Source organism: Actinomadura sp. NPDC049753 (assembly GCF_040674655.1).
GTDB classification, from domain to species: domain Bacteria; phylum Actinomycetota; class Actinomycetes; order Streptosporangiales; family Streptosporangiaceae; genus Spirillospora; species Spirillospora verrucosospora.
Map to the genome: position 1 here is coordinate 1 of NZ_JBFARL010000460.1, position 1,396 is coordinate 1,396.

Annotated in this window: 2 protein-coding genes; both read left to right on the forward strand. The window is 71.8% G+C overall.

From position 1 onward, the window contains the following. Window positions 1–121: 121 nt before the first annotated feature. Window positions 122–364, forward strand: coding sequence for a hypothetical protein (locus tag AB0K37_RS42200; protein WP_363991872.1), 243 nt, complete (start codon window positions 122–124; stop codon window positions 362–364). Between the two features lie 252 nt (window positions 365–616). Further along, window positions 617–1,396: NYN domain-containing protein (locus AB0K37_RS42205; protein ID WP_363991874.1), on the forward strand; the 780-nt coding region annotated here is incomplete at its 3' end.

Below are 1,396 nucleotides of genomic sequence, written 5' to 3' on the forward strand. Positions count from 1 at the left end.
GGGCGGCCGGACCGTCCAGACCGAGAGCCTGCGGCCCCTGCCGCTGACCAGGCCGCCCGAATGAACCGGTCGGCCTTCGCGAACCGAACCGTCCCCGAAGCCTCGGGCGAGACCGCCGCACGTGAACAAGCCCTCCGAGCCCGCCCCGACCCCGCCCCGTCCCGTCGAACGCCCTGGAGGCCTGCTGGTCCACATCGAACTGCGGGTGCCGCTGCTTTCGGGCGAGGTGCGCGTCCACCTGGGCGTCGACACGCCAGACGGCGATATCCGCTTCATACGGCACCGCGCCGCCTCCTACGGCGATGCACACCGTCACGGCCGCCATCCGGGGTTGAAGCGAGGGTCGCGGGCACGCCTGGACTGAACCCGCCATCTGATTCTTCCCGTAAAGATCCTTCGGAAGGGCCGGACGGAGCCTAAAGGGCTGGTAGCGTCCGCCGCGGCTCCCGAATCCTTGTTACCGAGGAGTCGCCAACCGGCGGCTTGCCATGAAAGAGTGGCGAATCGCCGTAACGGCCTACCGGGCAGACGGGCTTCACTACGCTATAAGCGCCCGGGGTCGCTACGCCGAAATGGGCACGCTGTGAGCTCCCGTGTTGAGGAAGGGCGGTGCCGCATGGATCGCTGCGCCCTGTTCGTGGACGCCGGCTACCTGCTGGCGGACGGTGCCATGGCGGTACACGGCACGCGCCATCGCGAGACCGTCTCGTGGGACTTCGGCGGCCTCCTGCAACTCCTCGGCAACCTCGCCAGGGAGCGCACCGGCATGCCGTTGCTGCGCTGCTACTGGTACGAGGCGACGGTCGAGGGGCGCCGCAACCCCGAGCACGACGCGCTGGCCGACCTGCCGGGCCTCAAGCTGCGGCTCGGCCGGATCCGCCCCGGCCGCCGCGAGGGCGTCGACAGCGAGATCCACCGCGACCTGATGACCCTGGCCCGCAACTCGGCGCTCGCCGACGCCGTCCTGGTCAGCGGCGACGAGGACCTCGCCCAGGTCGTCGCGGACGCGCAGGACCTCGGCGTCCGCGTCACGGTCGTGCACGTCGCCGTCGACGGCAACTGGACGATCTCCCGGGTGCTGCGCCAGGAGTGCGACGACCTCATCGAGATCGGTTCCAGCCACCTGCGCCCCTACGTCAACCTGCTCACCGGCGCCGACGGGGGCTCCTCGCTCGGGACGAGCCCCCTGTCCAACGGGCACGGCGGCACGAACGGGCACGCCGCCTCGCTCGGCCCGCTCCAGAGCACCGGCGGCAACGGGCCGCCGCCCGCGTCCCCGCTGAGCATCCCGCCCGTGACCCCGGCCCCCTCGCCGGCCCCGTCTCCGTCCCCGGCCGTCCGCGACCTCGCCACCGTGATGCCGCCCCGCAGAAACGTGAGGCGTCCGAAGCCGAGT